Here is a 24,549-nt window from a genome sequence, read left to right on the forward strand (position 1 = left end):
TGGACGCATGCGCGCTGAGGCAATAGGCAGAGTTTCCGGACCAATCCCACTCCACCCAGATATCGTCGAAAACAGGCTTCTCTTTGAGGTCGCTGAGATAGATTGGGATGGAAAGGAGATTCTGCTTGCCAGTCCCTTGTTCCTGCAACAATCGATCCAGCTCAAGAAGTGTCGATTTCTTTCTCGGCGATGTCGCCGTCGTAAACGCCGGCGGTCCCGACCGACCACGTCAGCGGGCCAAAAGCCGATCCCGAGCTTCTCCGCGGGGCCACACCTGAGATACGCTGGATTTTCCATTGGTTTTCCAATTTTCTTTCTCGTTTCGTACCGACACTATGTTTCGGCGACCTCCTGAAGGCGCTCTACAAGAAGCCTGTTTTCGTCGAACGTCCGCGCAGCAATACGCAGGTACCGAGTTCCCTTGCTGAGCGTTTTAGCCCCACTGTGGCGGATCAGGACTCGATGGTGCGCGAGGAGCTTTTCCGCGAGCGCGGCTCCATCTGGCCAATCATCTGGAAGGCGGCAGAAGACGAAGTTTGCATCGGGCCGTAGTACATGCATATCAGGGATCTTCGCGAGTTCTGAATAGAGCTGGTCGCGATCCCGGCGCACCTGAGTCCAGCTTTCCTCTGCTTCGCGCTGATAGCTCGGCAGAGCGTGGAGGAAAAACTCTCCTAAGGTATTTACATTCCAAGCCGGCAAATTTCTTCGCACGGACGATATCAGCTTGTGATCGCTTGCGAGCATGTAGCCGAGACGTAGCCCACAAACGCCGAATATCTTCCCAAGACTTTTGAATATCACAAGATTTGGATATTCGTGGATTGTGCCCTCGATACTTCCGGAAGCACCCTCGGGGGTGAATTCGACGAACGATTCATCGACGATTAGTCGGATATTTCGCGCTAAGAGTATTTTTGTGAGATGGAGAAGCTCCTGCCGTGACACTCCCCTAGAGGTTGGATTGTTCGGCGAAATGACAACGACCGCGTCGGCGTTATGCGCTATCGCATGCCAGGCGAACTTCTCGACATCGAGCTCGAAGTCCGGAGCAGGTAAAGGAAACCGCGCCAGCCGTTCGGGCGACACCACCTGCTCGTATGGATTGAAGGACGGTGTCGGAACGGCCAAGCGCCAGTTTAGCGCTTGGATGCTCGCATGAATCAGTTCCGCAACGCCGTTGCCAACAGCGAGGTTCTGCGGATTTTGGGAAATCAAGCTGCCCAACTGCTCAGCAATATGAGGCTGCGGTGACGGATAGCAACTGATGAGCTCCGGAAGCCGCTCGCCAAGCGCGGTATAAAAACCATGGGGTGGAAAGTATAGATTTACCAGCAGAACATGATCGGTGACACCATAGCGCCAATATCCGCCGGGAAAATCATGAACGAGTGAACGACTAAGCGGCTCGCTAGGCAACGGTGTAGGTTTCATGATCTAGGCCCCCATATCTATCCACTATTGGTCCGGTTCAGATTGACCGAACCGTGCCTGCATGAGTGTGATGACCTCGGTTTTCCCAGCTACGCGATCAGCAATCAGGTTTAAGATTTAACCCCAGCGTTCGGAGCCGATTTGGCTCCGGACGTTGTGGTAGGATCTCCACATGTCCAAGCAGGTGGCTGCCATCATCGCCTCGGAATGCGGCATGGCAATCGAAAAGCACTCGCCGAATCCGCCCGGTTCAGTGAGCACCATCTCGATTTGGCCAAAACAATTTGTAGATGTTTTTTTGAACCCGTTGGAGGCCCGGGGCGCGCCTCTCAATCTCCGCTTCGATTTCTTTCATCTTGATGCCGGAAAGGGTATCCGCATAAGGTGAGAATATGTTCTCTGCAGTTCTTAGATCGGCCTCGGTGTCTATCTCGTACCATCGCAGCTCATCGCAGCGGGCAGCCGCAAGCCGGAGGCCGCGGCTTTTGATGAGATGAGCAAGAAGCTCCTCCATGTAAGCCTCGATCGCACCGGAACCGATGAGATCATCAAGGGCAGGCACGATTATCGTGCGGAGCGTGGCGTCGGAGAAGCGAATGAGGTTCATTGTCTTGAAGAGAGCCGGGCCGCCGGAAAGTAGGTCCGCAGCTGTTTGTTTAAGCCGAATCTCCGAAATAAATCCGCCTTCGGATAAGATTACTGCAGAGCCCTCCATCGACGGATTGAAAGGCGCTACTGCGGCTGAATTCGCCGCGTCATCTATCGTCAAGCGCCGAAGCGCGTCCCCCTCAAAGAAGACGTCGCCTTCGAGCAGATAGGTGTCCCCGGCCAAAAGCGCATCGCGCGCCAGCCATAGCGAGTAGGCGCTGCCCGTCCGGTCGAAGACCGTCGACTGGACATAATTGATATCGAGCCCACCGAAGCGTCGGCCGCAGGAATATTGGATCGCGTCTTTGAGATAGCCGACGACGATCGTCACCTCCCGCACGCCGACTGCCTCGAGGTTCTGCAAGGCGTTGTGAAGGATCGGCGTGCCATTGACTTCGACCAGCGGCTTCGGCCGCAGATCGGTGAGCGGACGCAGGCGCGAGCCAAACCCGGCGGCAAGAATCACCGCCTTTCTCGGAGCAATTGCACCCATGGGTCTAAGCCCCTCTTATTTTGGTTGTTGCGACGGTTCCTTCGGTCCAGGCGTTAAGGACGCCGACCACACGCTCTAGGCCCGCCTCGAGTTGCCCCGGCAGAATGCCATAGGAGAGCCTGAGCCCCATGGGATCGCCGAAGGCAGTGCCTGACACGCCGGCCACGCCGGCCTGCGCGAGCAGCGCGGCCACGATGTCGTCGGCTGTCCTGGCGTCATCATTGGCGAGCGTCGGCCGCAACAGGCCCGACAGATCGAGATAGAAATAGAACCCGCCCTGTGCTTCAAGCATCGGCGCGCGCTGCAGCCCGGATAGGGCGGAAAGCCCACCCTGCCGCGCCGCCGTCAATTGACCCTTGAGCCGGGCTTCAAAGGCGCCATCTCCCTCACGGAGGTGGTGCAGCACGGCGTGCTGGGCAACGACATTCGGGTTCGATGTCGTGTGCGACTGCAGCGCCTTGACAGCCGAGATCAGTTCCTTCGGCGCAGCGAGATACCCGATGCGCCAGCCGGTGAGGGCCAGGCTTTTGGAGAAGGCATTGACGATCACCGTCCGGGCCCGGACCTCCGGGACGAGCGACACAACCGGATGATGCCGATGGCCATCATGGGTGAAGGGGTAGTAACATTCATCGAAGATGATCCAGAGGTCCCGATCCATCGCCAAATAGGCGATGCCCGCAAGGGTCTCCGCGTCGTAGACGGCGCCGCTGGGGTTGGCGGGCGTGTTGACGACGATGGCCCGGGTCAGCGGCGTGATGACGCGTTGGATGTCGTCGATCCGTGGAACGTAGCCGTTTCCTCGCGTGTCGATATGGACTGGGGTGCCGCCGGCGATCTGGACCTGCGCTGGGAATGTCGTCCAGTAGGGTGCGGGAATGATGACCTGGTCGCCGGGACTGATCAGCGTCATCGCCACGTTGAAAAGAGCCTGCTTGACGCCGTTCGTCACGGCGATCTCGTCTGCCCGCCAGAGCTGCCCCGTCTCGACCGATACCTTCCGTCCCAGCGCCTCGCGCAACTCCATCAAGCCGATCGTGTCAGTGTAGCGGTTCAGGCCTTGTCGGATCGCCTCGATCGCTCCGTCCCGGATCGTCGGTGCCAGGTCGCTCCAAATCTCGCCGGCCGTGAGATCAACAATCTCCATCCCGGCATCAGCGGCAGCCTTCGCCGCGGCGCGGGCGGCCGCGGTCCCCGACGAGTTGAACAAGTTTGTCCGTTGCGCCAACATGCGCGTCCCCATCTTTTTCGGCAAAACCGCCTGCCGCGGCTATCCTTTGTCGTTCACTGCCCGAGGAAGGTATTTCTCTTCTGCCGCTGAGAGCTCGCCGTAGTTCATCAATTCGAACAGCTCGTCGAGCGTCGCTACCTCATCTTCGATACCGGTAATGCTCTCTTCCTGGATGATACGGTCGCACACCTGACGCATCGCCGAGATCGCCGCGCGCATGTTGTGGTTGGCCCAGATGACCGTGGAAATACCGACCGCCCGATAATCGGCGACGGGCGTGCGGTGGTATTTTGTCGGTACGATCACGACGGGCAGTCGGTTCTGCCAGGCTCGCGCGAAGGCGAAGATCTCCTCCGCGTCGGACTTGCGGGAGTGGATCAGGATCGCATCGGCGCCGGCGTCCGCATAGGCGTGCGCTCGTGCAAGCGCCTCCTGCTGACCGTATCCGGCGATCAGCGCCTCGATTCGAGCGACGAGAACGAACTCCGGATCCGGAACCTGGTCCTTGACGGCCTTAAGGCGACCGCAGAACTCGCCGATCTCCGCCAGCGGATGGCGGTCGCCGACGAAGGAGTTCATCTTCGGGAACGCGGTGTCTTCGAGGCAAACGCCGCTCGCACCGTGCTGCCGCAGCTTGCGAGCGACCAGACGGGCATTGTTGAAATTGCCGAATCCGTTCTCTCCATCGACGAGGATTGGAATTTCCGCTGCGTCCGCCATCCGTTCCACGACCTCGACAACCTGGGTCCAAGAGGCCTCGTTCGCATCGCGGTAGCCGAGGCTGGAGGAGATCGAGAGGCCGGACGCCCAAAGCCCCTTGAAACCGGCCCGCTGCGCGATCGCCGCGGAGAGCGCGTCATGGGCTTCCATAAGGAATGACGGTCGGTCACGGATGCAAATGAGGTCACGAAGCGTAGATATACCTTCGCTTGCATTGCCGCCTGGATTCCGCAGGTGACGCCCTTTTTCCGATAGTTTACGCAACCGAAGCAGATCTGACATGGTGCTTTCCTCCCTTCGTTCCATAATCGCGATATCAATGAAATCAGTCAGCAGCGCCTGCCGCCTTTCTAGGAGGAAGTCTCAAAAGTCGTGCCAACTGCGCAGGAAAAGCCTCAAAAAGGCGCTCTCGATATTTATCAATGACTTGAATGATGATGGGAGCAGGAGCCAAGCCGAACAGCCCGTGTCGCTCACTCGACAAACCCGGCAGTAGTGTCGGCCCACCGTCTTCCCTGGAATGGCGGACAGAATTCCTCCGCGAGAAGCGGAGTTCACGCGTCATTCGACTGCTATCCGCGCTGTCCGATGTACGACGATGTCGTGGCGTCTTCTAAAATCGCTGTGAACAGTCAGGTTGTAGAGACTGCATCCGCATCGGCTGTTTTCTGCGCCGGCGACGTTCTGATATACCCGCATCGGAATCGCTTCTGCTCGGAAGGAGTCTGGCGTTGCGCGACCGCATGCATAACCAATCAGTGATCCTGCTGTGCGTACGCTGAAACCTGGCCTACCATCTGAGCCTGCGCGATCTTGAGGAGATGATGGCCGAGCGGGGCATTGCGGCACGACCATCCACCGCTGGACCGTTCGTTTCTCGCCCTTGTTGCTGGAGCGTTTCAACCGGCGCAAGCGGGCCGTCACCGGCAGGTGGCACGTCGGCGACACCTACATAAAGGTCCGGGCCAGTGGATATATCTCTATCGCGCTAACGACAGTGTCGGCGACACGGTCGAATTCTATTTCAGCGAACGGCGTGACTTGCCGGCGGCCGAGCGCTTCTTCAGAAAATCGCTGCACCGTCATGGCCAGCCCGCTCGGGTCGTTATCGACGGGAAGCGATCGCCTTCCGGTTGGTCTGGCTTAGATGACGGCATCCGACTATGTCGGACATGCGACACAGCCGCGTTCGAGCTATCGTATTGTTCCGAAAAGATTTCTCCTTTGGCACGGCATATGCTTGGTCATCCGCAGATGAGAGCGGTAACTTCTCCTTGTCCACTCCAAACAGAAGACGCCGGACGAAGTCGAGAGCTTCGTGCGCGCCTGGAGCGGAAATGTGCCGATCGTGATCGTGCCCACGGCCTATCCGGAGATGAACGAGGAACGCGATTGCCAGGAGGCGCAAATGCTCGCGCACAGGACAGCTTTATTCAAAGGGTCGGGAACCGCAGCGGCCCGCGCTGCGGCGAAAGAAGCAGCCGATGCGGGCATTGAAATCGTCGATCTAACTGCCGGCGAAATCTGGTCCGACCTCGCGCCAACGATCCGTGACGGGGCAATCGACGCCATCAGCAAGGGCGCAAACCGGTATACCGACACAGTTGGCATTGTGGAATTACGTGAGGCGTTGGCCAAAAAGGTTGCAGTTGAGACCGGCCTGGCGTGGTCTGCCAACGAGATCGCGGTCACGACCGGTGCCAAACAGGCTCTCTTCAACGCCGCCATGGTGCTGTTCAATCCGGGCGACGAGGTCATCATCCCGGCGCCCTACTGGACGACATTTCCCGCCCAAGTGCGGATCGCTGGCGGTACTCCTGTTCATGTCGATACTCGGTCCAATGGCTACGCGCTGCGCATCGAGGACATTGAATCAGCGCTCACCGCGCACAGCCGTGCGATTGTAATCAACACGCCAAATAATCCTACCGGCACCGTTTACAACGCCAATATTCTGCGCGGGATCGGGGAGCTTGCGATAGAACATGACCTCTGGATCATTTTCGATGAATGCTACGCAGATTTCGTCCATGCCGACGTGCACCATCATCCGATCGTCTCGGTGCTTCCGGAAGTGCGATCCCGGACGCTGATCGTCAACGCTTTCAGCAAGTCGCTTGCTCTGACGGGTTGGAGGATCGGTTACCTTGCGGGTCCGGAATACGTTATCAGTGCCGTGAAAGCGCTCCAGTCGCATACGACATCGAACCCGAACGTGATCGCCCAGCACGCCGCGCTTTTCCATCTCCAAAACACCGACGGCAGCTATGAACACCAGCTTCGGTCACAGCTCACCTCTTCCCGACAGGTGGGGCTGAGAGCACTTTCGGATCTTTCGAGGATTCCAGCGCCGACGGCCATGGGTGGATTCTATTTCTATCTCGACATCAAAAGCCTTCTGGCTCCGGAACCTTGGAACCTGGTGATTGGCGACGGCGACGCGGACAAGCTGGTTCGGGAACTGATCGCTAAGGCCGGAGTCGCGGCGGTGTCCGGCACGGCGTTCGGCGACCCGTTCGGTCTTCGCCTCTCTTACGGCGTTCCGCCGGACAAGCTCGAGATGGGCCTTAGCCGGCTCGTCAAATTCCTCAACGCCTGGGACTACGGGGAGACGCGTCAGCGTCAATAGGAAGAAGGGAAATGCTATGACAACGAATTCTCCGACGAGAGCTTCATGGCTGCAGGCTTCGGCTCTCGCCTTCGACCGCTCACCGACCTTGGCCGAAACGCTTGGTCGAGGTAAATGGAACACCTATCCTTCACAACGCTCTGCACAACCTTGAGACCGTTGGCGTCGAGGATGTTACCATCGTCGTCGGCTATCGTAGGGACGCGATCCAGTATTCGTGCGGCAGTCGGTTCGGGAACATCGACATCAACTATGTCGAGTCTCCGGTCTTCGACAAGACCCGCAGCGCATACTCGCTTTAGCTGCTCGCCACGCCTTGTCGTCATGCGATACCTATCTGCTCGAAGGCGATGTGTTCTTTGAGCTCGACGCCCTTCGCAACCTGACGCTGTGCGTGCGGGGAATGTCGCCGCGGATGCTCCATTTGAACGATCGATGGAAGGTTCTGGGGTCGTTCTTAATGACAATGGCTACATTGCCGTGGTCCGGATGAAGCAGACTGCGGCAGATCTCAACGACGCGTCGCAACCGCTCTTCAAGATGATGAATCTCATCCGTTTCTCCGGCGAAGACCTGCGACAGACCATCGTTCCGTATCTCGACGGTCTCATCGGCTGCGGAGGCGTGGCCTCCTATACCGAAGAGCTGCTGTCGCAGCTTATCGAGCGCAAGGGCCTCCAGATCGCCGCCGCCAGACGCGATGAAGTCAGGTGGTATGAGATCGACACCAAGGCCGACCTGCGCATCGCAGAGGCGATGTTCATCACCGCCCGCGAAATTTGCTCGCCGTTCGAGCCTGGAGACCGATTATGCTTCGCTACCTCGTCGACCCTGCCAATGCGATAACCACAGTCGGTTTGCTGTGCTCATCGGTCTCCTTATACCTCGCGCTCGATGGCCATATTGAGATAGCGGTCGCGGTCGCTTTGTGGGCCGTTCTTGCGGATCATTTGGATGGGGTGGTGGCCGGACGCACATTGAATCGCCATCCGGATGTGGCGAAAATGGGTAAGAGTCTCGACGGGTTCGGCGATATAATTTATGGCGCGATCCTTCCTGCCGTGCTGATCCTGCAGTTGAACGAGGTCTCGCTGCTCTCTCTATTTATCGCGTCTGCACTTATTCTGGCTGGTGCGATCCGGTTAAGCTACTTCGCAAACTTCGGAAAATCCGAGGACGGCTGCTTTGCAGGGGTACCGCTGTCTTATGACATTCCCTTGCTGGCGGCGCTGGTCCTAGTCCAGCCTTTCATGGCCCTGGAAATATTCGTTGCCGTCATGAATGTCGTTTTCGTCCTTCTTAGCATTGCCCACGTTGCTTCAATTCGTGTGCCTTCACCCAACCGGGCGATGTATCTGGCGATCACGGTCTTCGCGATCTGCGCTTCGGCGATCCTGCTTCAGCGGGGAGTATCGTAATGCGGTCGCACCCTCACCATCGGGCTATGCATCGACCTTCGGCTTCCACGCCGACCACACGGCAGGGAACATCTACCGTTCTCTTGGAGTAGAGCCACTCATCAACTGTGCGGGCGTGCGTACGATTACGGGGCAAGCAATCCAGCTTCAGCGGTAATCTCGCGGCGAATGCCGCTGTGGTGGCATTCGTCGACCTTGATGCATTATCCGAGGCTATCGGAAAAAGGCTTGACCGGCGCGGAATGGGGGCTGGTCACAGCTGGGACCGCGGCGAGCACTCGCCAGCGGCCTGTATCGCGGGGAACAACCCAGAGAGACTGGTAATTTCGCTGGGTCAGGCGGCGCGTAGGAGTGGCGGTTTGGGGTTGAACAGGGGAGGCACGTTCGGTTCTGGCTGTCGGAACGGTGCCCGCAATCGACCGCGAAGCTCACCGTTCAGATCTGCCGTCCGGACCTGCATGAGCATGTGAGCGCCGTGAAGCGACCAGCGCATCTGCTGTTTCCTGACCATCCGCTTGCCGACGAGTGAATTCACTGCCGATTCGGCGAGGCTGCTGGCGACCCGAAGCCGGGCTCGGTAGCGCTCTCCGTAATGGGGCGGCAAGGCGGCAGGTGATGCCGGAAGTCGAGCACTGGTCGCACAAAGGATTGAACAACCCCGCTGAGAATTCCCATGTGCCGTTGCGAAAACGGGAGCGAACGATGCAGGGCTTCCGATCAGCGGAAACCCTTCAGCGCTTCGTCTCGATCTTCTCCGCCCTGCGCTACCTCTTCGTTCCACCTAGCTCAAGACATTGCGCGTTTCCGATCCATCTTCACCGTCTACGCAATGGCGGAGTGGAAGGCCGTGACTGCGCTCTGGTGACAGCAGCGCACACCGCTTCAGCGCGTTCATCGCAGACAACGTGACAGCGTCAGCCGGTGTCCGGCTACTCACCTCGATTATCGCCGATTTAAATCAAATCCGTCTGTGGATATTGACGATTGCGCGACCCTCACCTCGTAGACGGCTAATGCGGGCGGCTACTGAGAGGGTCATATGACAAGCGATTTTTCCGCCGCCCGAGTGCATTTAGATCGAGCGTATCACTACCTTCGTGGCGATGATCCGATGAGCCGAAGGGGGCGCGAAGCCTTGGACCTGTTAATTGAGGCGGTTGCCGCCGAAGAGTTCAAGCAGCCACGCCAAAACGCGAAGGTGCTAACGTTTCCGATTGGGCGCCGCCTCTGAGGCGAGCTCCATGGCCTCCACTCTGAACCATGGTGAGCAAATTCTCCCAGAACGCAAAGAAGCCCGCCCCGGCATGAGCCGAGACGGGCAATAGAAATGGGAGTCCCAAGCGCGCGTCCACGAAACAGCGCCGGCAGGTGAAATTCAGCAGAATGTCCATCCTGGCGCAACGTCATGTTCCCCGAACTGAGAAATTGACCGATGCCGTAAAAAAACTCGATTGCGATCCCTGTCTGCCTGTCTGGAGGAGGAACGGCGGTCGGTTGAATGGCGCGTGTATCTTGGCTCATTGACGAGAATTCTACGGATTGGCCTCCATCGTGTTTGTGCCGGCACCGTTGGCGTGGTCAGCCGCACCAGGCGTCGCAGGCGTGATGGCGGCCACAAGGAACTCGTCACAAGCTCCGCTCAGGCCGCGTAATCTCCTGCGTTCGAAGCGGAGCGCGGTCTTCAGGTGTACGAAGAGCATCTCGACTTTTTGCGTTCGTTGCGCGACCGTCCGAACATGGGCGTATCCGCTTTGACGGGCGTCTCGCGTGCCTCCTCGTGGACGCAGCGCAGCACATCGCGCACCGGCGTCTTTGGATAGCAGCGGCGCTTGAGTTTACACCTCTGGCAGCCTCGTTTGCTGGCCCGGGATCCGGTTTCCAACGCTGACACTGCGTGTGCGCGGGACCGCGAAGTTGCGACGATACTGCCTTGTCGGCGGGAAAGATGAACTTGTTCTGGACCGCATCGAAGATGAAGTCCGCGCGGCTGAAGGTTACGTCATCACGCTGGCTCTTGTCCCACACCGGAATGTGCGGCGCGATGTTCTGACCGACGAGCCATCCGAGGAACTTGCCGGTGCCCTATCCGCGCGCTCTTCGCCAAAAAAGCACACTGGGCGAACTGCCGTTCTGGCCCTTCCCCGCCGGCCACACCAGGCAGGCGCCGCAGGCGGAGATGTTTGAGCCGGTGGGGACGAGCGACTGGCAACAAAGATGCGGAAGAGCTTTCTCCTCACGTAAAGGGGGCGGCACTTCCGCGCCGATTCCGAAATCTTTTGCTCTTCGCCCGTCCCCTCTTCCGTCTTGACTAGTGCCAGCCGACGGCCTATCTCACCGCCATGTTAGCACTCGCCTCTGGTGAGTGCTAACAACTCTCCGGCGACGGAGAACCGTTCAACATCCGAACCAGGGACATCCAAAAAATGGCAAAGTCGAATTTCCGGCCGCTTCATGACCGCGTGGTCGTTCGTCGCGTCGAGTCCGAAGCGAAGACCGCCGGCGGGATCATCATCCCGGACACGGCAAAGGAAAAGCCGCAGGAAGGCGAGATCATCGCCGTCGGCTCCGGCGCCCGCGACGAAGCCGGCAAGCTCGTCCCGCTGGACGTCAAGGCCGGCGACCGCATCCTGTTCGGCAAGTGGTCGGGCACCGAAGTCAAGCTCAACGGCGAAGACCTTCTGGTCATGAAGGAAGCCGACATCATGGGCATCATCGGCTGACACGCCGCCGCCTTTCATCCGCACCATCCAATCTGAATTTCGGGCGAAATGCCCAGGAGTAAAAAATGGCTGTCAAAGACGTAAAATTCTCCCGTGATGCCCGCGAGCGCATGCTGCGCGGCATCAACATCCTCGCTGACGCGGTGAAGGTCACGCTCGGCCCCAAGGGCCGCAACGTCGTTATCGACAAGTCGTTCGGCGCGCCGCGCATCACCAAGGACGGCGTCACCGTCGCCAAGGAAATCGAACTTTCCGACAAGTTCGAGAACATGGGCGCGCAAATGATCCGCGAAGTCGCGTCCAAGACCAACGACATCGCCGGCGACGGCACCACGACCGCGACCGTTCTGGCGCAGTCGATCGTCCAGGAAGGCCACAAGGCCGTTGCCGCCGGCATGAACCCGATGGACCTGAAGCGCGGCATCGATCTGGCCGTGACCGAAGTCGTCGCTCACCTCGTCAAGAACGCCAAGAAGATCAAGACCTCGGAAGAAGTTGCCCAGGTCGGCACGATCGCCGGCAATGGCGACGAGTCGGTCGGCAAGATGATCGCGGAAGCGATGCAGAAGGTCGGCAACGAAGGCGTCATCACGGTTGAAGAAGCCAAGACCGCCGAGACCGAACTCGAAGTCGTCGAAGGCATGCAGTTCGACCGCGGTTACCAGTCGCCCTACTTCGTCACCAACGCCGATAAGATGGTTGCCGAACTCGAGGACGTCTACATCCTCCTGCACGAGAAGAAGCTCTCCAACCTCCAGGCCATGCTGCCGGTTCTCGAAGCCGTCGTGCAGACCTCGAAGCCGCTGCTGATCATCTCGGAAGACGTCGAAGGCGAGGCCCTGGCCACGCTGGTCGTCAACAAGCTGCGTGGCGGCCTGAAGATCGCCGCCGTCAAGGCGCCGGGCTTCGGTGATCGCCGCAAGGCCATGCTGGAAGACATCGCCATCCTCACCGGTGGCCAGGTCATTTCGGAAGACCTCGGCATCAAGCTCGAAAACGTCGGCCTCAACATGCTCGGCCGCGCCAAGAAGGTGTCGATCTCCAAGGAGAACACCACCATCGTCGACGGCGCAGGCAAGAAGGCCGAGATCCAGGGCCGCGTTGCCCAGATCAAGCAGCAGATCGAAGAGACCACCTCGGACTACGACAAGGAGAAGCTGCAGGAACGTCTCGCCAAGCTGGCGGGCGGCGTTGCGGTCATCCGCGTCGGCGGTGCGACCGAGATCGAAGTCAAGGAAAAGAAGGACCGCGTCGATGACGCCCTCAACGCGACCCGCGCGGCCGTCGAAGAAGGCATCGTTCCCGGCGGCGGCGTCGCGCTGCTGCGCGCTTCGCTGGCCATCACCGTCACCGGCGCCAATGCCGATCAGACGGCCGGCATCAACATCGTGCGCCGCGCCCTGCAGGCTCCGGCCCGCCAGATCGCCGCGAATGCAGGCGCAGAAGCTTCGATCGTCGCCGGCAAGATCCTCGACAACAAGGATGCAACCTTCGGCTACAACGCCCAGACCGGCGACTATGGCGACATGATCGCCATGGGCATCGTCGATCCGGTCAAGGTTGTCCGTACCGCTCTCCAGGACGCGGCCTCGGTCGCCGGCCTGCTCGTCACCACCGAAGCCATGATCGCGGAGGCTCCCAAGAAGGAGTCGGCTGGCGGCGGCATGCCTGGCGGCATGGGCGGCGGCGGCATGGGCGGCATGGGCGGCATGGATTTCTAATCCACGCTTCCATCTGCTTTCAGAATACGGAAAGGGCGGCAGCAGTGCCGCCCTTTTTCTTTGGGCGAACCTTTTTGCCCACAGGGGGGCGGCGTCTTCTAGAATGCGGAGGGGCAGGCCCGATCACGGGCATCATACGGCGGCACTTTCATGGCGGACACCAATGACTGAATTCATTCTGTTCGCCATAGGCGGCTTTCTTGCCCAAGCGGTGGACGGCGCGCTCGGCATGGCCTACGGCGCGGTCTTGTCGACGGTGCTGCTTTCGTTCGGCGTTCCGCCACCACGCTATCACGCCTGATCTGCGAGCATGGCGATCAGCCACAATTACTAGCCCATGCTCGACGAGACGGGATCACTTCTCCCCGATATCTCGTGCTCAATGCGCTCGGGGCGGCGGACGGCATGTCGGTCGGCATCATCGCGTGCATGCTGGCGCTGGAATCGAGCGCGGTGATACCTCTGGTCGGATGGAACAGGCTGGCCTGGTCATCCGCCAGCTCGGTTCCGCGACGAACGCCAGGTGCAGTTCACCTTTCCGTCGCCGGCCGGGCGCTGCTTGCCCAGTGCAACTCGGCTTGGCGACACGCTGATCGAGCTCTCGCGAATGAGCCTTGCTGAGATCAAAGCCTCACCCGGCAGATCCTGGTGTTGCGCGACGCGTGCCGGTCACAACTCCTTTGCGTGCTCTTTTACTGCCAAATCGATCGCCTGGTTCAGAGGCACCGCCTTGGAGAACAGGAAGCCCTGAGCGGTTCTGCAGCCAAGCTTGAGCAGAGTTTGCCGATCCGCCTCTGTTTCGACGCCCTCGGCCATGACGTCGATCCCGAGCGTCCTGCCAAGATCGATGACCGTTTTGACAAGCAGCCGGTCCTCTCGGGACTTGGCCAAGCCGCGAATGAAGCCTTGGTCTATTTTCACCTTGCGTATCCGGCTGTCCTTGAGCGATGCCAAGGTGGAAAAGCCGGTGCCGAAGTCATCGAGCGCGATGGAAATGCCGGCATGGGAAAGCCGTCCGAGCTTTTCATCCACTCTGTCCGGGTCCACCGGGGATTCTTCAGTAATCTCGATTTCGAACATCGTTGCAGGGAGATCTTTTGCCGCCAGACCATCCAGAACCATGTCGTCGATATCGCCGGCTTCCAGTTCGCGCGGTGATACATTCATCGCCACACGAAGATCACGACAGTCAGCTTTCACCATGCCGTCGATAAGTGCACAACAGTCAGCGAAGACCGTTTGGGTCAGCAGCTGAAGCATTCCGGTTTGGCGTGCGGCTGTGACGATTTCGGGTGGAGAGATAGAACCATGAATCGGATGGGACCACCTTAGCAAGGCTTCAAAACCGACCACGGCCTCGGTGTCGAGTTTCACGATGGGCTGGAACCAGGGTGCCAAGCTTCTCGTCTTTATCGCTGAATGAAGGTCGCGTTCGATGGACTGGCGGCGTTGCAGGTCCCTGTCGAGGTCGGCATCGAACAGGCAAAACTCGTTCCTGCCACGACGCTTGGCTGTGTAAAGGGCGATATCCGCCCGCAACAACATTTCTGTCAGTCCCGGGCTCTCCGCCAAGTATATTCCTATCGATGCCCCGACCCGGACGGACGCGACCTCAGGATAGGGGCGGGCAATTTTGGCTATGATATTGGAGGCGAGATCGCTGGCAGAAAGCGAATCCCCCAGTGAGGGAAAAAACAGCACGAATTCATCGCCGCCGATTCGGGCGAGCGTTGAGCCTTCCGGTGCTTCCTGCTCTATCCGGCGGGCGATCCTGACAAGCAGATCATCACCGGTCCTGTGACCGTACGTATCGTTGACGGATTTGAACCCGTCTAGATCAATCAGCATTGCAACGAAGGGGCCGTCTGCAGTCTCGAACCGACCGATAGCGTGTTCGAGGCCACGCCTGTTGAGAAGGGCCGTCAGGTGGTCCTGCCTGGAATTGGCCTCCATTTCGGCCGCAAGCCGCTCGGCCTCATGCCTCAGGCGGCTCGCTTCGCGGAAGCGCGCTTGTCCAACAAACGCGGCTCGAACCAGGCCGCCCAGGAAGAGCAGAACGGCGAAAGAAAGAACGTACCCTTCAAAGTTGCCTTTCGCCAGCAAGCACCCCGCTGTGATGAGGAGCGGGGGTGTGATGAAGTTGGTCGCTGCCGCGGAATATGAACTGCCGTATGTAACAGCACCAGCTGAGATGCCCGCCAGAATAATCAGATGCAGCGGTGCGTGAGGTGTCGTGTATCCAACCGTAAGGACGGCAAGAAAGGACCAGGCAAACCCTGCCAGAAGAGCAAGGATGCCAAACCAGCGAAGCCGCGGCGAAATCCCTGTCAGATCGTCCTGGTGTCCCGTTTGCTTTAGCTGATAACGGGCGAGTGCAAGGCGGCCGACATTTATCGCATTGATGACCAGGAACCAGATCGCGGCGCCAAAGCCGCCGCCAGAAAGGGCCTGCACCGTCAAAATAAGGCTTGAGAGGACGGTGCTGATAGGCATTGACACGAAGAGACCAGCCCTCAGGTCAGCAAGCTGATCCTGACGGATTTTGGCCTCCAGCGTGTCTTCTTTCTTCAGGTCCATGGACGGCTAGCTTGCTTCCCAGGCTTCTTCGCAGCGCAAGCCTATGCAAGCCCACTGAAGGACGGGTTAACTAATAAGCGTGGTAACTGGTGCGGCGGCTCGTATGCCTCCTCTTAACATTGCCGGCTGATCATTGAGGTCTTGCGCCGCGCCGCGCGTGATCCGCATCATTCCGAGCATTCGCAACGACACATGGACGCAGCATTGCTAACGGCAGGAGTCGAGACTGTCTGTGATTTCATCGCCTAAGCATGGCCGAAATGCCATGGCGGACAAAGGGAAGATATTGGGCAAAGCGAAGCCCCGCATGTCTTGCAAGCCGTGCCGCCGGGTGCTCGCCTGAGTAGAGCCCGACGAGGATGTTCGTAGCATGATAGAGCGGTGCCGCTGACCGGCGCAGGCAGCTTTCGTATCTGTGGAGCATGTCGGGATCGGCAATGTCGCGCCGGTCGCGACATGCTGTCAGGATTCTATGGGCGAGTTGCTTCTGGCCACTGAGGGCGATGTTAAAGCCATGCGCGGTCACCGGGTGCATGCCAATGGCAGCGTCGCCGATGAGTGCGGCGCTCGGTGCCCAGAACTTGTGCGCCCACGTCGTGACCAGCGGATAGCTATGGTGGGTGCTTGCCAAGGTCATTTCTCCGAGGCGCCCTCGACACCGGTTCGTCAATTCCATCAGGAACAAATCGTCGTCGAAAGCAAGCAGTCTATCGGCTTCGTTTAACGGCAAAGTGAGTAGCAGCGACGACACGCCTTCCGTGAGCGGCAATATCGCTATCGTCTGATGGTGATCGAACCATTCGACTGCGATCTGCTGATGGACGCGCTCGTGCCTTACCCGGCAAATCAGCATCGCCTTGCCGAGCCGATTGATATCGGCGCCGATGCCGAGCAGGTCGCGCGTGGGGGAAAAACGCGAGTCCGCTGCAACGAGAAGCCGAGCGGTCAATTGCCTGCCATCGGAGAGCGTTATGACTGCTCCTTTGTGGCTGTTTGTTGCACCGACGACCGAGTGGCCGCATATCAGCCGGGCATGATCCTGCAACCGGATGATCTTGAACAGGGCATCACGGATGCGACAATTTGGGACCAGAAACCCGAGTGGTTCCCCAGATCCCCTGGGAGGATCGAAACACAGAGCGAAAGGGCTCGATCCGTTGAGCACGCGCGCGCCTTGCAGTGGTGATTTGTGCGAAGCGGGGATGGCATCCCAGGCGCCGAGCTCGCGAAGGATTCTAATCGAGGCGTAGGTCAGCGCGATCTCGCGACCGTCGAAAGCTGGACTCGCCAGCCGTTCCAAGGACTGCTGTTCAACAACTGCCACCTTCAGATCGCTCTGCCCCAGCGACGCGGCGAAGGAAAGACCGACCGGCCCGCCTCCGACGATAACGATGTCGAAACTCTCGTCGGAGCCGGCCATCAGGGTGCCGCCATCGCGTCGGCTATCTGCGTGAGATGCTGGTGGAGTTGAGCCGCAAACTGTGGACGGATTGCGCGGGGTTCCAGTGCCCGCCGCGTCGCCTCAAGCCACTGTGCATGAACGTCCGCAACCAAGGCACGGATCGCTGGACCGCGCCCGAGATGAGGGAAAATGCTATCCGAGACTTTTCTTGACTGCATCTTGACGGCATTCTTGATTTGAGACGAGGGCTCTTCATGCGGCGACAGCGCCGAATTCAGCTTTCCAGCAGCCACACTTGCATCGAGCCTTTCGCCCGATTGTTCCAAAGATAGTATGGCAGGGCGATTAGCCTGCAGTCGGAAACGACGGGCGGCGCATTCCTATACAGGCTGTCTCCCCAACCTTGGTCTACGACGCGCTTCGCGGGGGCGGTCAGCGTGACCACGCCATCGAAGAGGTCGCCCCGTTCCTCCGTTTCGATCCAGGCGTCTCGCGGCAATTTGAGCTGCTGCACTCGCCCCCGGGGTCGTCTACGTGTTCGACGCAATAGACCAACGGTCCCCGCTTGAGCGCCACCCGGCCGATGTCCTGACTGACCTTGGGATTAGCATAGATGCGCTCGGGAGGCATCGGCAGCTCGAGGGTGATCGTGTCTCCGGCATTCCATAGCCGCGAGATCGAAAGATAGCCGTTGCTGGTGCATGCCTGCACGTCGATCGGATGTCCCTCGACCGAGGCTTCGGCTTCGTGCGCCCATCCGGGAATGCGAAGCTTCACGGCGAACTCGGCCGGGGCGTCAGGGCTGACCTCGATCCTGATCGAGCCGAACCATGGATAGGCGCTGGTTTCCCGCAGGAACACATTTCCCGTAGCAAGCCGGATGTTCGTCGAAATGCCGCCATAGAGATGGAAGGCGATTGCGTCTTCGCTGGCCGAGACGAAATAGCCTCCGACCGAAGCGATGAGACGCGACGAATTCATCGTGCAGCATGGGCATGTGTGCCAGGCCCATCGGCTGTGTCGCCCATCGCTGTCCAGCGGATTGGAGTAAAAATAGTGCTCGCCATCGCGCGACAGGCCGGTCAGCGCGCCGTTGAACAACGCCTGTTCCATTACGTCGGCATAGCGGCCGTCGAGATCGAGATGCAGCATCCGATGCGCCCAGAAGATCAGCGCTACCGAGGCGCAGGTCTCCGCATAGGCCGTATCGTTCGGCAGGTCGTGGTCTTCAGTAAAGCCTTCATTCGCGGCAGCCGAACCCAAGCCGGAGGTGATGTAGATCTTCGAGGTCATGACATCGGCCCAGAGCACCTCGCATGCTTTCTTGAGGCCGTCGTCGTTCAGTTCCGCCGCGAGGTCGGCCATTGCGGAAAACATGTACATAGCCCGAACGGCATGGCCGACCACCTTGGTCTGCTCGCGCACTGGCCTGTGCGATTGGTTGTACTCATACCTCTTCGCCCAGAACTCACTAGGGTTCTCCCCGCGCGCGACCGCTTCCTGATCGAAGTAGTGCGGCTGGCGGCCGCGCTCGTTGATGAAATAGGCCGCGAGTTCGAGGTGCTTTCTCGCTCCCGTCAAGCGATAGAGCTTAACGAGGGCAAGCTCGATCTCCTGATGGCCACAATAGCCGTGCTTCTGGCCGGGGTTCGGACTGAACGTCTTGCGCACATGGTCGACATAGCGCTCAAGGATGTCAAGGAGTCGGCGGCGGCCCGTCGCAAGGAAGTAGGCGATGCCGCCCTCGAGCAGATGTCCCAGATTGTAGAGTTCGTGATAGTCGCGCATGTTGGTCCAGCGCTTGTCCGGCTCGCGCTGCAGGTGCCAGCAGTTCAGATAACCGTCGGCAGCCTGTGCATTTTCGAGGTCGTCGACGATCTTTTCGATCCTGGCCTCGATGTCGGCGTCGGGCCTGTGTGACAGCGCATAGGATGCCGCCTCGATCCACTTGCCGGCGTCGGAATCCCAGCACACCTGCACGAAATTGTGCTGGTTGGGCGCGGAGCTCAGCGGCGGCGGGTTCGGCAGTGTCAGGGACTGCAGGATACCGTGCTTGCCAAGCTGGACGTGCTGGGTGGGGATGGTCCGCGTCAGCACAGTCTCAAGCCGCTCGCGCCAGAATTGCCCCTCCAGCGCGACATCGACGAACTGAACCGGCTCGAACTCGTTCATTGGAACGCATCCGTTCCTGCAATGAAGTGCATTGGCGTGCTCACGGCTTCGACGATGCCCGCACGACCAGTGAACACGGCCGACGCCTGACGCACGCGCTCGGCGATCATCTCCAGCACGCTGTCACCAGCGTCGCGTCCGAGCGCGTTCAGGTTCTCATCGAGGCTGGCCAGCCGCGGCCGCGTCGCAAGCACCATCACGTCCCAGTTGTTAAATCCGACGATGGCCACGTCGACAGGTGCTGCCAGGCCAATCTCGCGCAGCGTGTCGCACGCGCGGCCGGCGATCTGATCGTTGCCGCAGAAGATCGCGTTCGGCGTTTGCGGTCCCGAGAACAATCTGGCCGCCGTGTCGCGCCCCAACGCCTCGGCTGACTTTTGGCTTTGGCCGTTCTTCGTGTCGGTCTTGATCCAGACCGGTCGCCGAGGTGTTGGGCGGCGCGATCCATTGAAGGAGTCGACCACTATCATGAAAAGACCCAAAAACCGCCAAAACGCTGATGGTGACGACTAAACTGTCCGTTAGACATGCGTTCTCCCTTGAAAGGCTAGCCGACGAAACCACGCCGATGAGGAGATAACCTTGATCTGGATCAGCCAGACACGACAAATCCGGGCGACGCAGTCCTTCGAGCGACAGGGCTTTTCACAAATCTACGTCAAGCGCGGCTTAGCCAAGCTAGCTGTGGAGCCTCAGCACTTTGTTCCCGAACAAGCCGTCTCGGCTGACGACCGGCATCCGCACAGTCGTCCACACAGCGATCTGGGTCAGCGTTCCGGCTTGTCGTCCCGGTCGATGAGGATGCGCTCGGCGGCCCCGTGAAGATCCTCATATTGACCACTCCTTAAGGCCCACAGAAAACCGGACAGCCCCAGCGCGCCAAGGAACAGAGCTGCTGGTATGAGGTAGACGAGCGTCGTCATGACGGCTGCACCGATGCGCGAATGCCCGAACGCGTTGCCGAGGGAGCCCCCGTCACCTCGGCGAGCACAAAACCCTGCAGGCGCAACGCATTTCCGATGACAAGCAGCGACGAAGCAGACATCGCGATTGCCGCGATCAGCGGCGTGACGTGCCCCAGAATGGCGATCGGCACAGCAATGGTGTTGTAGACGATCGCGATGGCGATGTTCTGGCGGATCAGCCGTCCGGCCTTCCGGGAGACGTCCAGGGCAAGGGGTACGGCCAAAAGGCTTTCGCGCAGGAACACGAAGTCCGCGGCGTTGCGGCCAATATCGGCAGCGGTGGCCGGCGCGATCGAGACATGTGCTGCGCTCAGCGCAGGCGTGTCGTTCAGGCCGTCGCCAACCATTAGAACCTTGTGGCCAGCTCTCGCCAGCGCTTCGATGCACTCGACTTTGCCGGACGGAACCAGGACTGGAACAAAGCGGTCGATGCCCAATGCTTTTGCGACATCGGCACAAGCGGCTGCTGTATCGCCCGACAGCATCTCCATGGACACCCGGGCATCGTTCAACTGCACAATGGCTGCCCTGGCGTCGGCACGCAGTGCGTCCTCGAAAACGAAGGACGCGACAATGATCCCGTCTTTCGTCAGAACCGTTCCGCCATAGCCATGATTGCCTTCGCCACCGGTTCGGGCCCTCCATCCAGCCCATCCGCGCCGGCCCAGTCGCCAAGTGCTGCCCGCCGCGGTGGCTTCGATCCCGAAGCCCGGATGCTCGCTGACGGATTCGAGTTTCGGCTGACCGGCAAAGCCCGCGAAGCCGGCTATGGCCCTTGAAAATGGATGGCGGGAATGCGCGGCCATTTCGGCCGCGATTGCCAGCATGGCCGGCTCGATCGATGGCGCATTGACGAGATGGGGCTGTCCGAGCGTGAGCGTTCCGGTCTTGTCGAACACCGCCGTATCGATTGCCGCCAACCGCTCCATAGCGGAGCCGTCCTTGACCATGATCCCACTTTCGAACAGGCGCCGCGCGGCGACCACCTGCACGATCGGCACGGCGAGGCCGAGCGCACATGGGCATGTGATGATGAGGACGGCGATGGCGATCGTCATCGCCCTGTGCCAGTCGCCAGTCGCCGCCATCCAGCCCGCGAACGTTACGAAGGCGGCAAGGTGAACCACTGGCGCATAAAGCGCTGAAACGCGGTCGGCAATCCGGCGATAATGCGCGCGACCGCCCTCGGCGGCTTCCATCAGCCGAACCATTTCTTCCAGGAAGGAATCTTTTGCGGCGGCTGTCGCCTGGACGGTCAGCGGGCCGGTGAGATTGAGAATGCCGGCCTGTACCGCCTCCCCTGACGCCACGGTTCTGGGAGTGCTCTCACCGGAAACCAGCGAACAGTCGAGATCCGAAGATCCCCGAATGATCTTGCCGTCGACGGGGATCCTTTCGCCGGCCGCGATCAGCAGCTGCATGCCAGGTTCGATCTCGCCAACCGGCAGATAGTCGCGCGCGCCATCGCCGCGCAGCACCATGGCGCCACGCGCCGCCAGCTGCGACAGGCCCTTCACGGCGGTTCGGGCTCGTTCGCGCATCACATGATCCAGCGTGCGGCCGATCAACAGGAAGAACAGCAAGGATACCGACGCGTCGAAATAGGCGTGGTCGCCATGGTTGATGGTCTCGTAAAGGCTCATGGCGTAGGCGAGCGACACCCCGACCGCGATGGGCACATCCATGTTCATGCGGCCGTGGCGCAGCGCATTCCACGCCGAACGGAAGAAGATGCCGCCGGCGAAGGCAAGTGCGGGAATAGCGATTAGCGCCGAGACCCAGTGGAACAGATCGCGGGTCGCGCCTGCGGCGCCCGACCAGACCGACACCGAAAGCAGCATGATGTTGCCGGCCGCAAAGCCGGCAACCGCGACGGCGCGGATCAGCTCCGACAGCGTCTTGTCCTTGCCGTAAGCCTCGGGTTCGAACAGGTGTGCGTCATAGCCCAGCCGTCCAAGTGTGGCGACGAATGGCGGAACCTCGTCGCCGCGCCACCGGACCGAAACCCGTTTCGTCGACAGGTTGACGCGGGCGCCCTCGACCCGGTCCAGCTTTCCAAGCGCCGTTTCGATCGCCCGGATGCAGGCTGCACAATGAACCGCCGGTACTGAAAGATCGGTCTGATACAGGTCGCCGCCCAGCGAACGGCTCGCCAGTTTGACTTCTTGGCTCGACGGCAAAACGGATGCGGCGCCAGCGACATCCAGCGCCATTTCGGCGCCCGGTGCACAGCAGCTCATTGCAGCACACCTTGGGAAATGATGATACGGTGAACTTCCCGATAGGGCTCCGCGAGACCGGCGTCGGCATCGACTTCGACGATCCAGACGCCGTCCTTGGGCGTGTGGTACGCAGCAAATTCCTGATCCGTTGCGAAAGTTAAAATGATGGACTTGTCCTCGGCCTCATAGGCAGGATGACGGAACAGGACGCTGACGCCGTGCAACGGGACCGGCTTGCCGACGGCGTCGCTGAGGCTGTAACGGACTTCGCCCGCCGCGATCGTCAGTTTGCCAGTCCAGCCGAGCGCGGCCTGCGCGCGCCCTTCCTCGGCCCTCCTGTTGAATTGCTGGCTGGCCACATAGGTGTTTTCGACGACGAGGCCGGTCCAACTCGTATTGGCGAGTGTCGCCATGGTCAGATTGACGCCGATGACCACAGCGAAAAAGGCGAGAATGGTGACCAACATATGCCTGCCGGTGAATTCGCGGGATTTCTGCGGATTGGCGCTCATCTGACGATCTCCGGTGCGTTGAAAGTGGCCGTGTATTCGTCCGACTCGAAGCTCGCCTTGTCTTCGACCCGGAATTTGAATGTTTGCGCTTGGCCCTTGATCTGTTCCGCCGGCTGGCGAACGAAAACCTTCAGCATCTTCAGCCGGTCGGGTTCGACCGGAATGGCAAAGGAGCGATCCGCAGGCAGGTCGATCCCGACGACGCTCATCTCGGCCTCCGGCAGGCCCTGCATGGTGACGACGATCGTCCTGGGCTCGGGGATCATGTTGAGCAGCTTGACGGTGTAGCCATTGCGGATCGAACCGTCGGACAACGCGACGAACTGCGGATTGCGGTCGTGCAGAACGTTGACCTCGAGCCGCTCGCGCGTCAGCAGCGAATAGAGCAGGGCGAGACCGACCGCCGACCACGCACCCATGTAGACGAACGTGCGCGGCCTGAAGATCTTGCGAATGTGGAAATGGGCCAACCTGTCGGCGAAAGCGCCGTCGGCAGTGCGCACCAGCGAAGGCTTCACCGCGCTGGAGCCGCCCCCGGTCGCCACCGCCATGTTGGCGTTGTAGTCGGACAGCGTCGCATAGGAGATCAGCCCGCGCTCCTTGCCGAGCTTGGCCATGACGCTGTCGCAGGCGTCGATACAGAGTGCGCAAGTGATGCATTCGAGCTGCTGGCCGTCGCGAATGTCGATCCCCATCGGGCAGACCGCGACACAGGTGTTGCAATCGACGCAGTCTCCGACCAGCTGCCCAGCGGCCTGAACCTTCTTGGCGTGACGCGAACGAGGTTCGCCGCGCCAATCATTGTAGGTCACCGTGAGAGAATTCTCGTCGAGCATGGCCGCCTGAATGCGCGGCCACGGGCACATATAGGTGCAGACCTGCTCGCGCATCAGTCCACCGAATGTGTAGGTAGTCGCGGCCAGCACGGCGATGGTGATGTAGCCGACGGGTGCGGCGGTGCCGGTGAAGACTTCGCCGATCAGCTTTGGCGCGTCGGCGAAATAGAAGATCCAGGCCCCCCGGTCGCCGTCCCTATGACCAGCCATATGGCGTGTTTCGATACGCGCAGCATAAGCTTGCGCGCTGTCCAAGGTCCGGCGTCGAGTTTCATGCGCGCGTTGCGATCTCCTTCGATCGCGCGCTCGACGACCAGAAACAGGTCGACCCATACGGTCTGCGGGCAGGTATAGCCGCACCAGGCCCGACCAACTGTGGAGGTGACCAGGAAAAGGCCGATGCCGGCCATGACCAGCAGGCCAGCCACGTAGTAGAATTCCTGCGGCCAGATTTCGATGAAGAAAAAGTAGAAGCGCCGGTTGGCAAGATCGACCAGCACGGCCTGATCAGGCGCGAACGGCCCTCGATGCCACCGCAGCCAGGGCGACAAGTAGTAAATGCCCAACGTGATTGCCATCACCAGCCACTTGAAGCGGCGAAAGCTGCCTGAAGCGCGCTTCGGGTATACCTTCTTGCGCGGGGCATAAAGCGGCTGACGGGCCTTGGCGGAGTTGACCGATTCGGCTTCGAGCCGTTCAATTTGCGTGTTTTCAAGCACGAGAAGCTCCAGTCACCAGCGACGATTTCGCGGCGGAAGCCCGACCGATCGGTTCTGGCTGATGGCCACGTTGAGCACGCTTTGCCGCATGGCGAATTGCACAGCGTTGATGCAAGTCATTCGCCGGACG

Annotated in this window: 15 protein-coding genes and 7 pseudogenes; 10 read left to right on the top strand and 12 right to left on the bottom strand. The window is 60.1% G+C overall.

Translation table 11 applies throughout. From position 1 onward, the window contains the following. Positions 1 to 333 precede the first annotated feature (333 nt). From HB777_39105 to aepX, 4 genes are all read right to left on the bottom strand, one after another. Positions 334 to 1,434 carry a histidinol-phosphate aminotransferase family protein gene (locus tag HB777_39105; GenBank protein ID QND69599.1) on the bottom strand — a complete coding sequence of 367 codons (1,101 nt, stop codon included), beginning with the start codon at positions 1,432 to 1,434 and terminating at the stop codon, positions 334 to 336. Positions 1,435 to 1,684: 250 nt separating this feature from the next. Continuing rightward, on the bottom strand, positions 1,685 to 2,575 hold the full coding sequence (locus HB777_39110) for a phosphocholine cytidylyltransferase family protein (protein ID QND69600.1): 891 nt from the start codon (positions 2,573 to 2,575) through the stop codon (positions 1,685 to 1,687). Between the two features lie 4 nt (positions 2,576 to 2,579). Then, positions 2,580 to 3,806 carry an aminotransferase class I/II-fold pyridoxal phosphate-dependent enzyme gene (locus HB777_39115; protein QND69601.1) on the bottom strand — a complete coding sequence of 409 codons (1,227 nt, stop codon included), beginning with the start codon at positions 3,804 to 3,806 and terminating at the stop codon, positions 2,580 to 2,582. Between the two features lie 39 nt (positions 3,807 to 3,845). Further along, positions 3,846 to 4,808: a phosphoenolpyruvate mutase gene (gene aepX / locus HB777_39120; protein ID QND69602.1), complete on the bottom strand. Its 963-nt coding sequence runs from the start codon at positions 4,806 to 4,808 to the stop codon at positions 3,846 to 3,848. Positions 4,809 to 5,269: 461 nt separating this feature from the next. Here aepX and HB777_39125 point away from each other — a divergent pair. From HB777_39125 to HB777_39170, 10 genes and pseudogenes are all read left to right on the top strand, one after another. Beyond that, positions 5,270 to 5,651: pseudogene (locus HB777_39125) on the top strand (IS6 family transposase). 142 nt (positions 5,652 to 5,793) lie between these two features. Next, positions 5,794 to 5,901 (top strand): annotated as a pseudogene (locus tag HB777_39130) (phosphoenolpyruvate phosphomutase). A 33-nt stretch (positions 5,902 to 5,934) separates the two neighbouring features. Continuing rightward, positions 5,935 to 7,155 (top strand): aminotransferase class I/II-fold pyridoxal phosphate-dependent enzyme, encoded by a 1,221-nt coding sequence (locus HB777_39135; GenBank protein QND69766.1) that lies wholly within the window; start codon positions 5,935 to 5,937, stop codon positions 7,153 to 7,155. 45 nt (positions 7,156 to 7,200) lie between these two features. Beyond that, positions 7,201 to 7,917 (top strand): annotated as a pseudogene (locus HB777_39140) (phosphocholine cytidylyltransferase family protein). Positions 7,918 to 7,964: 47 nt separating this feature from the next. After that, a complete protein-coding gene (locus tag HB777_39145; protein QND69603.1) occupies positions 7,965 to 8,573 on the top strand; it encodes a hypothetical protein in 609 nt (202 codons plus the stop codon). Between the two features lie 585 nt (positions 8,574 to 9,158). Next, positions 9,159 to 9,438: pseudogene (locus HB777_39150) on the top strand (IS6 family transposase). A 174-nt stretch (positions 9,439 to 9,612) separates the two neighbouring features. Next, positions 9,613 to 9,804: a hypothetical protein gene (locus HB777_39155; protein QND69604.1), complete on the top strand. Its 192-nt coding sequence runs from the start codon at positions 9,613 to 9,615 to the stop codon at positions 9,802 to 9,804. A gap of 1,192 nt (positions 9,805 to 10,996) precedes the next feature. Beyond that, entirely contained in the window at positions 10,997 to 11,293 is a 297-nt protein-coding gene (locus HB777_39160; protein ID QND69605.1) for a co-chaperone GroES, read from the top strand. Positions 11,294 to 11,358: 65 nt separating this feature from the next. Next, on the top strand, positions 11,359 to 13,014 hold the full coding sequence (gene groL, locus HB777_39165) for a chaperonin GroEL (protein QND69606.1): 1,656 nt from the start codon (positions 11,359 to 11,361) through the stop codon (positions 13,012 to 13,014). A 163-nt stretch (positions 13,015 to 13,177) separates the two neighbouring features. Continuing rightward, positions 13,178 to 13,312, top strand: a pseudogene (locus tag HB777_39170) (sulfite exporter TauE/SafE family protein). Between the two features lie 371 nt (positions 13,313 to 13,683). Here HB777_39170 and HB777_39175 read toward each other — a convergent pair. From HB777_39175 to ccoG, 8 genes and pseudogenes are all read right to left on the bottom strand, one after another. Continuing rightward, positions 13,684 to 15,591 carry an EAL domain-containing protein gene (locus HB777_39175; GenBank protein ID QND69607.1) on the bottom strand — a complete coding sequence of 636 codons (1,908 nt, stop codon included), beginning with the start codon at positions 15,589 to 15,591 and terminating at the stop codon, positions 13,684 to 13,686. A 238-nt stretch (positions 15,592 to 15,829) separates the two neighbouring features. After that, positions 15,830 to 17,011: a 5-demethoxyubiquinol-8 5-hydroxylase UbiM gene (gene ubiM / locus HB777_39180; GenBank protein ID QND69608.1), complete on the bottom strand. Its 1,182-nt coding sequence runs from the start codon at positions 17,009 to 17,011 to the stop codon at positions 15,830 to 15,832. Positions 17,012 to 17,267: 256 nt separating this feature from the next. Continuing rightward, positions 17,268 to 19,165, bottom strand: a pseudogene (locus HB777_39185) (glycoside hydrolase family 127 protein). Further along, positions 19,162 to 19,635, bottom strand: coding sequence for a substrate-binding domain-containing protein (locus HB777_39190; protein ID QND69609.1), 474 nt, complete (start codon positions 19,633 to 19,635; stop codon positions 19,162 to 19,164). Before HB777_39190 ends, HB777_39185 begins: the two are co-directional and overlap by 4 nt. Positions 19,636 to 19,932: 297 nt before the next feature. Further along, a complete protein-coding gene (gene ccoS, locus HB777_39195; GenBank protein ID QND69610.1) occupies positions 19,933 to 20,088 on the bottom strand; it encodes a cbb3-type cytochrome oxidase assembly protein CcoS in 156 nt (51 codons plus the stop codon). After that, positions 20,085 to 22,370, bottom strand: coding sequence for a cadmium-translocating P-type ATPase (cadA, locus tag HB777_39200; protein ID QND69611.1), 2,286 nt, complete (start codon positions 22,368 to 22,370; stop codon positions 20,085 to 20,087). The genes ccoS and cadA overlap by 4 nt, the downstream gene beginning before the upstream one ends. Continuing rightward, the gene (locus HB777_39205; protein QND69612.1) at positions 22,367 to 22,864 is read right to left on the bottom strand and encodes a FixH family protein; all 498 of its coding nucleotides are present in this window, start codon (positions 22,862 to 22,864) and stop codon (positions 22,367 to 22,369) included. The genes cadA and HB777_39205 overlap by 4 nt, the downstream gene beginning before the upstream one ends. Continuing rightward, a pseudogene (gene ccoG / locus HB777_39210) lies at positions 22,861 to 24,419 on the bottom strand (cytochrome c oxidase accessory protein CcoG). The gene HB777_39205 and the pseudogene ccoG overlap by 4 nt, the downstream one beginning before the upstream one ends. Positions 24,420 to 24,549 lie beyond the last annotated feature (130 nt).

Source organism: Mesorhizobium loti (genome assembly GCA_014189435.1).
Taxonomy (GTDB): domain Bacteria; phylum Pseudomonadota; class Alphaproteobacteria; order Rhizobiales; family Rhizobiaceae; genus Mesorhizobium; species Mesorhizobium loti_G.

Excerpts from the sequence above, each read along its gene's own strand:
- HB777_39105 (QND69599.1), bottom strand. The coding sequence starts at position 1,434 with ATGAAACCTACACCGTTGCCTAGCGAGCCGCTTAGTCGTTCACTCGTT.
- HB777_39110 (QND69600.1), bottom strand. The coding sequence starts at position 2,575 with ATGGGTGCAATTGCTCCGAGAAAGGCGGTGATTCTTGCCGCCGGGTTT.
- HB777_39115 (QND69601.1), bottom strand. The coding sequence starts at position 3,806 with ATGTTGGCGCAACGGACAAACTTGTTCAACTCGTCGGGGACCGCGGCC.
- aepX (QND69602.1), bottom strand. The coding sequence starts at position 4,808 with ATGTCAGATCTGCTTCGGTTGCGTAAACTATCGGAAAAAGGGCGTCAC.
- HB777_39135 (QND69766.1), top strand. The coding sequence starts at position 5,935 with ATGCTCGCGCACAGGACAGCTTTATTCAAAGGGTCGGGAACCGCAGCG.
- HB777_39145 (QND69603.1), top strand. The coding sequence starts at position 7,965 with ATGCTTCGCTACCTCGTCGACCCTGCCAATGCGATAACCACAGTCGGT.
- HB777_39155 (QND69604.1), top strand. The coding sequence starts at position 9,613 with ATGACAAGCGATTTTTCCGCCGCCCGAGTGCATTTAGATCGAGCGTAT.
- HB777_39160 (QND69605.1), top strand. The coding sequence starts at position 10,997 with ATGGCAAAGTCGAATTTCCGGCCGCTTCATGACCGCGTGGTCGTTCGT.
- groL (QND69606.1), top strand. The coding sequence starts at position 11,359 with ATGGCTGTCAAAGACGTAAAATTCTCCCGTGATGCCCGCGAGCGCATG.
- HB777_39175 (QND69607.1), bottom strand. The coding sequence starts at position 15,591 with ATGGACCTGAAGAAAGAAGACACGCTGGAGGCCAAAATCCGTCAGGAT.
- ubiM (QND69608.1), bottom strand. The coding sequence starts at position 17,011 with ATGGCCGGCTCCGACGAGAGTTTCGACATCGTTATCGTCGGAGGCGGG.
- HB777_39190 (QND69609.1), bottom strand. The coding sequence starts at position 19,635 with ATGATAGTGGTCGACTCCTTCAATGGATCGCGCCGCCCAACACCTCGG.
- ccoS (QND69610.1), bottom strand. The coding sequence starts at position 20,088 with ATGACGACGCTCGTCTACCTCATACCAGCAGCTCTGTTCCTTGGCGCG.
- cadA (QND69611.1), bottom strand. The coding sequence starts at position 22,370 with ATGAGCTGCTGTGCACCGGGCGCCGAAATGGCGCTGGATGTCGCTGGC.
- HB777_39205 (QND69612.1), bottom strand. The coding sequence starts at position 22,864 with ATGAGCGCCAATCCGCAGAAATCCCGCGAATTCACCGGCAGGCATATG.